Annotated in this window: 6 protein-coding genes; 2 read left to right on the top strand and 4 right to left on the bottom strand. The window is 69.2% G+C overall.

Going from position 1 to position 6,176, the window contains the following annotated elements; translation table 11 throughout:
* From AB0J09_RS53510 to AB0J09_RS53495, 4 genes are all read right to left on the bottom strand, one after another.
* Positions 1–208, bottom strand: a 208-nt coding sequence (locus AB0J09_RS53510) for a hypothetical protein (protein ID WP_360709831.1), incomplete at its 3' end; no start/stop codon positions are given.
* A 180-nt stretch (positions 209–388) separates the two neighbouring features.
* Entirely contained in the window at positions 389–1,399 is a 1,011-nt protein-coding gene (locus AB0J09_RS53505; RefSeq protein ID WP_360709829.1) for a class I SAM-dependent methyltransferase, read from the bottom strand.
* A gap of 40 nt (positions 1,400–1,439) precedes the next feature.
* On the bottom strand, positions 1,440–2,321 hold the full coding sequence (locus tag AB0J09_RS53500) for a multicopper oxidase domain-containing protein (protein ID WP_360709827.1): 882 nt from the start codon (positions 2,319–2,321) through the stop codon (positions 1,440–1,442).
* Positions 2,322–2,361: 40 nt separating this feature from the next.
* A complete protein-coding gene (locus AB0J09_RS53495) occupies positions 2,362–3,255 on the bottom strand; it encodes a hypothetical protein (RefSeq protein WP_360709825.1) in 894 nt (297 codons plus the stop codon).
* A gap of 527 nt (positions 3,256–3,782) precedes the next feature.
* On the opposite strand from AB0J09_RS53495, the gene AB0J09_RS53490 reads away from it, so the two are divergent.
* The gene (locus tag AB0J09_RS53490; RefSeq protein ID WP_360709823.1) at positions 3,783–3,908 is read left to right on the top strand and encodes a hypothetical protein; all 126 of its coding nucleotides are present in this window, start codon (positions 3,783–3,785) and stop codon (positions 3,906–3,908) included.
* A gap of 546 nt (positions 3,909–4,454) precedes the next feature.
* A partial coding sequence (locus tag AB0J09_RS53485; protein ID WP_360709821.1) for a heavy metal translocating P-type ATPase occupies positions 4,455–6,176 on the top strand: 1,722 nt, incomplete at its 3' end.

Raw genomic sequence — 6,176 nt, 5'->3', positions numbered from 1 at the left:
GGAGCAGGCGGCGTCGGAACTGGGTGATATCGCTTGGGAACAGGGGCCGACCATGGACGTCAGTGGGCCGATGGTGCTTCTCGATGCTGCGGCGCACCCATGCCAGGTACTCCGCCAGGCCTGGGCACTGGCCCGACAGCAGCGCGCGGTCACTGGCCGGCAAACGTGAAAGCTCTTCCAGGGCGGCGCTGATCGAGGATGATGACAAGGCAGGCACGGTCTTCCGCAGCGATCACTGGATTCGACACCCACATGATCTTGGAACCGTGCCTGCGCCGCATCCCGGTGAGCGAACCAGACACCCGGTCATAAACAAGCCATCACGCCACTATGCCGGGACCCTGGGCTACCTGGCGGCTGGGGACACGTTCGGGAGCGGAGGGCCGTACTAGCGCCGTTCGAGCGTGAGCAGCGGCTCAGAAAACACAGGCGCCGGTGCGCCGGGATCTGCGGCAACAGCCTGTTCCAGGCGGCGGAAGCCGGCCTCCGTTTCGTCGGGACTGAGGTGAGCGAAGAACGAAAGGGTGCGCAGGCGCAGCCGTTCGAGCATGTCACCGCGGGTACCGGAGGACGGCTCGGTGACCGTGCCGAAGCTGGCAACGCGCCAGCCGTCCGACGTGAACATCGCGATGACCTCGTGCAGCGGCTGAAACAGCGAGGCGTCCACCTCAAAGCCGCGGGGGAAGTGCTCCAGCCACCACGGCCTGGGATGGTGGTCGCTGAAATTCGCGCGCAGTAGCAGCCGCCCGCCGGGCCTGAGCACCCTGGCCAGCTCACGGGCCGCCAGCGGCTTGTCCTGGACGTGGTGCCAGGACAAGAACATGAGAGCGTAGTCGGCGCTGCCGGACGGCACTGGCATGTCCTCGGCGGAGCCTGCCAGATAGCGCACACCGGGATGCCGGGACTGCGCCTGCGCTATCTCGCGCATGCGGACCGACGGCTCGACGCCAGTGACCGGCCCGAACGCTCGCGCCAGCGCGGGGGTGAACCTGCCGGTCCCTGAGCCGACGTCCAGCCCCGCCAGCGGACGCCGCTCGGGCAGCACCGCTCCGAAGGCGCTGATCCATACCTGCATCTGCTGCTCGGTAAGCGCACGGCCACGCGCGTAGTCCTGGTGTTGCTCCGTGTCGTAGTCGATCCGCCTCATCGCAGCTCCCGCGTCCAGTCGGGCTACGGCAAACCGTCGGCCCGATATATCGAGTGGATACATCGGCACGATATGCACTGTCGCGTCATGCCGCAAGGCGGGCATTGCGATCGGACGTGCCTGCACCGCGGTGACCAGCCACGAGATCCTGCTGAGGGGGCCGGAAGTCCGGCCGAACAGCGACCTGCCGAGCGAGGCGTCGTTCTCGGCCCCCAAACCCCCAAAGCTGGGTCGCGGAAAGCCGGTTCCCATGGGATCTCCGGGGAGAGGGGTTCCGGGGTGAAGCCGCTGGTCATGTGCCGATGCGGTAGGGGCGCATCATCTCGTTGTCCTCGTGTTCGAGGATGTGGCAGTGCCAGACGAACAGGCCCGGCCGGTCGAAGGTGGCCTTGATCCGGGTGATCTCGCCCGGGTAGGCGATGACGGTGTCCTTGAAGCCGCTCTCCCAGTCCTCCGGCGGACGGGTGGGGCCGTGGAACGGGCGGCGGTCGACGACCTGGAAGAGGACTTCGTGGACGTGGATCGGGTGGGCGTCCATGGTGAAGTTGTGGATCTCCCATGTCTCGGTGGCTCCAACGGCCGGGTTCTCGGTGATCGGGTCGGACCACATGTTCGCCGTACCGCCTCCCTCCAGGTTGCCCAAAAGCACGGCCACCGGTCCCACGCCTGCCACGACCCTTGAGGCCCGCTCCAGCAGCGCCACTTTGCGGGTGGTGCCGGCCGCCCCAAGTGGGGTGAAAGCGGGCAGGGTGAGCTCGGCCGGTGGCACGCTGCGGTCGGATGCCGTCAGTGGGCGAACCGTGAACTTCAGGACCTGCCCCGTTGTCGCCGGGTCGGCCGGGACCGCGGCGTGGCGGCCATGGAACGGGCCGTCCGGAGCCTCGTTGATCAGGAACAGTTCCGTCCCCGGACGGATGCCGGTGAAGTCGACGATCACGTCGGCGCGTTCCGCCGGGGCCAGCAGGACCTCTCCGACCTTCACCGGCGCGGGCAGGAACCCTCCGTCCGATCCGATCTGCCAGAAGGGCAGGGCGGCGGAGGCAGGCCGTTGAGCCAGCGGACTCGTGACGATCTTCAGGTCGAGGAAGCGGCCGTTGCACCCATTGAGGAGCCGGAAGCGGTAGCGGCGTGGCTCCACGGCCAGATACGGCCAGGTGCGGCCGTTGACCATCATGGTGGTGCCGTAGAACTCGGGGATCCAGATGGGTGGGATATCACTGCGGGGAATATACGGTCCTTTGAACCGGTCGAACTGCCGGCGGCTCGCCGGGTAGAAGAGCGAGCCGTCGGCGCCGAACGTCCTGTCCTGGATGACGATCGGGATTTCGTGGACGCCGATCGCCCCCGGTCGTGCCGAGGGCGGTGGCAGGGCCTGGCAGGACGCCCGGCGCGAGGTCAGCGGGGCCGCCGCGCAGCAGGTAGAAGCCGGCCAGTCCGGCGTAGACGTTGAGCCGGGTGATCCCGAGGGTGTGGTCGTGGAACCACATGGTCGCGGGACGCTGGTCATTGTCATAGTGGAAGACCGCCGATCCCGGGCTCCAGGCGATCTCGTGCTGGTTGGCGACAGCGGCTCCGAAGCCGGCATACCGCGATCCCTCGGTCGCGTACCCTGCCGGGATGTCTCGTGCCGCCGGCAGGAACCACGCGTCGGGATGGCCGTCGCTGTGGTCGGAGTTGTGCCCGCCGTGCAGGTGCGTGACGATCGGGACCGGCCCGAGGTAGCGGCTGGGCGTGGCGGCGAAGGCCGGGCGTGAGTCGCGTCCCTCCCGTCCGCCGGGCGGGTTGGCCCAGTGCAGTGTCGGATCCACCGGCAGCGGATGGGTGAGAGCTCTCCCGTGGCCGTCGACCAGCTCGTTCGTCCACTTGACCCGTACAGGGCGGCCGACTCTGGCCTCCACTGTGAAGGCCGGGCTGTTGAAGCTCCGCGGTTCCCCTACCGCCCCATAGCCCAGGACCGTCGTGGCCGGGCTGCCAGGCGGCAGGATCTGCAGCCGGAGCCGCCGCACACCGATCACGTACCGGTCGGCTGGGCCTTCCGTCGAGGCGGGCGGCATTACGGGCGGAACTGGTAGCGGGACGACGTACTTGGCGATAGACGCGGGGTTCATCAGGCTGCTTGGGGGAGCCGCAGTAGGGTCCGGCCGGGAGGCCAGGAGGAGAACTCCACCCGCCCCGGCCTTAAAGAACCCCCGTCTCGTGATCATCTCCACCTCCTGCTCCAAGGCGGAGGCCACGAGAACTCCGCTTCCGGCCTCCAGCGGTCGCAAGCCACCTCCAGAATCCGGATAAAGCGCTTGTCGTGGGCTATATGCCCCGTATGGGCCGCTGACGTAGGGCTTTTGCCGTGACGCGGCCGTATCTCGCCTTTGTGGAGAACAATTCGCGGCCTGAGAACCGATCGTCCCTGAGCGTGCGCGTCCCCCACGGGTGCCCGAGCCTCGGGCACGGGCAGCGAGCATCGATCGGAACGCCCGAGTTCCGGATAGGCCATCGCAGAGGGCTCAGTTCTGGTCGGCCATTACCGTGGCTCGGCGGATCAACGCCGCATCCGACTGGCGGCTGGTCCGGGACCAATGTCACCCAATCCGGGACTTCGCCTCAAGGTGCGGCGGGCCGGGGCCGCGAGGATGGAGGAGTGAGGTCCGACGAGGTGGAAAAGGTCACCGAGGCCGACGTCACCCCCTGGGCAGGCGGCGAGCGCCGACTCTACATCCGCATCGTCCCGCACCAGATCACCGTCCGCCGCATCCACGGCCTCTGAGGAGTCACCGTGCCAGGGATCAGCGGCGCAGTCGTTGACGAGGTCCTCGGCTGATTCAACGCGACGGAACTCTCCGCCCGCGTTTGAGGTCCCGCTGTGAAGCCGAAGGTCCCTGGGCTCCGCGTCGGATCTCTGAGGCGGAGCCGGTCCAGCTTGGGTGCCGTGACTGGCGACATCTTCTCGATACGGACCGTTAGAGGTCGTCATCGTCCCACAGCAGTTCGTCTCGCACGTCCACGACGCCGTTGACGCGGATCGCGGAATGGGCGATGAGTACGGCATCGGAGTGGGTGCGGGTGCGCCCCTAAGCGTGACGACGCCGTCTTCGACCTTGGCGTGAACCCGGGGAGGTGTCGACCCAGGCGAAGTGGTTCAGGTCGTTCTGGATCTCGTAGGCGAGTCCCGGCTTTCCGGCCACAGGAATGCCATTGGCCCTCAAAACGTGGGTCAAACGATCGTGTGTGAGCTCGCTGCGTGGACGATCGGCCTGTCGGAGCGGGTCGAACGTCTCTGGGAGGCGGCCGGTCAGGTGGGCAGGCTGGGGGTGTGGAGCGCGTCTGGTCGATGGTCTTCCTGGGATTCACGGTTGTAGCCCTGGTCGTGGGAGGTGTCCTGAGCCTTGTCGGGGTGCCTGGCTGGGGTGACGTGGTGCTCGCCGCGGGGACGGTCGTGGCCATTGGGCCGGGTTTGTGGTGGGTGGTCTCGGCATTGCGCGCGGGGCATCTCGGGGTGGACGCGATCGCGGTGCTCGCCCTGGTCGGGACGCTGGCCGTACACGAGTATCTGGCGGGTGCGCTGATCGCGGTGATGCTGGCCGGAGGGCGGGCGCTGGAGGAATACGCGATGCGGCGGGCGCGGCGCGATCTGACCGCGCTGTATGAGCGGGCGCCGCGCTGGGCGCACCGGTATGAGCGCGATGGCCCGCGCCGAGTGGACGTCGGCGAGGTGTCGCGAGGCGACCTGCTGCTGGTCCCGGCCGGGGAGATGGTGCCGGTCGACGGCGTGGTCGCCAGGTGTGCGGCGCTGCTGGACGAGTCCGCTCTCACGGGTGAGGCGCTGCCGGTGGAGTACCCGGTCGGGGAGAGCGTGCGCAGCGGCGTTGTGAACGCGGGCTCGGCCTTCGACTTGCGGGCCACCAGCACGGCCGGGGAGAGCACCTACGCCGGCGTGGTGAGGCTGGCCCGGGAGACCGAGGCGGACAGCGCTCCGGTGGTGCGGCTGGCCGACCGGTTCGCCGCCTGGTTCTTGCCTGCGACGCTGGCGCTGGCCGGGCTGGCGTGGGCGTTGTCGGGGGAGGCGGTGCGGGCGGTCGCGGTGCTGGTGGTGGCGACTCCGTGCCCGCTGCTGCTGGCCGCGCCCGCCGCGATCGCCTCCGGGCTGTCGCGTACGGCGCGCCGAGGCGTCGTGGTCAAGGGCGGCGGCGCGCTGGAGACGCTGGGCCGCGCCCGCACGCTCGTCCTGGACAAGACGGGGACGCTCACCCAAGGATGCCCCGAGGTCGTGGACATCGTCGCCGCGGACGGTTTCAGCGTACGGGAGGTGCTGGGGCTGGCCGCCGCGGTCGATCGGATGTCCTCCCACGTCCTGGCCGCCGCCATCGCCCGGGCCGCGGATGAGCGCGGTGCGGAGCCGTTCACTGCCGAGCGGGTGCACGAGAAGGCCGGATCCGGCACGACGGGAACCGTCGACGGGCGGCTGGTGCACGTGGGAAAGGCGCTGAAAGGGCTGGACTCGGCATGGATGGCCGCACAGCGGGCCAGGGCGGCGCTCGACAGCGCGATGACCGTCTGGGTGAGCGTGGACAGAGGCGTCGCCGGAGTGATCCTCCTTCGTGACGCGGTACGCGCGGATGCTCCTCGTACGTTGCGCAGGCTCCGCTCCGCAGGCATCGAACGGGTAGTGATGCTCACCGGCGACCGGGCCGAGGTAGCCGAGAGCGTGGCCACCGTACTCGGCGTCGATCGCGTGCTCGCCGAGCGGACACCCGAGCAGAAGGTGGCGGGAGTGCGCGAAGAGGCCGGACGCGCACCGACCGTCATGGTCGGCGATGGCATCAACGACGCGCCCGCACTGGCCGCCGCCCAGGTCGGGGTGGCCATGGGCGCGCACGGGTCGGCGGCATCCACCCAGGCGGCCGACGTGGTGCTGACCACAGACCGGCTCGACCGGCTGGCCGACGCCATGGACGTGGCCCGCCGGGCAAGGCGCATCGCCGTGCAGAGCGCGGGGGTCGGCATCGGCCTGTCGCTGGTCGCGATGTTCGTAGCA

It is taken from the genome of Nonomuraea sp. NPDC049784, from assembly GCF_040659615.1.
Lineage (GTDB): Bacteria > Actinomycetota > Actinomycetes > Streptosporangiales > Streptosporangiaceae > Nonomuraea.
The sequence above is the reverse complement of the archived record's forward strand: the minus strand, read 5'-3'. Positions and strand labels throughout refer to the sequence as shown.

Bases quoted from the DNA above. Each gene is read 5' to 3' on its own strand.
- AB0J09_RS53495 (WP_360709825.1), bottom strand. From the start codon at position 3,255: ATGAACCCCGCGTCTATCGCCAAGTACGTCGTCCCGCTACCAGTTCCG.
- AB0J09_RS53505 (WP_360709829.1), bottom strand. From the start codon at position 1,399: ATGGGAACCGGCTTTCCGCGACCCAGCTTTGGGGGTTTGGGGGCCGAG.
- AB0J09_RS53500 (WP_360709827.1), bottom strand. From the start codon at position 2,321: ATGATGGTCAACGGCCGCACCTGGCCGTATCTGGCCGTGGAGCCACGC.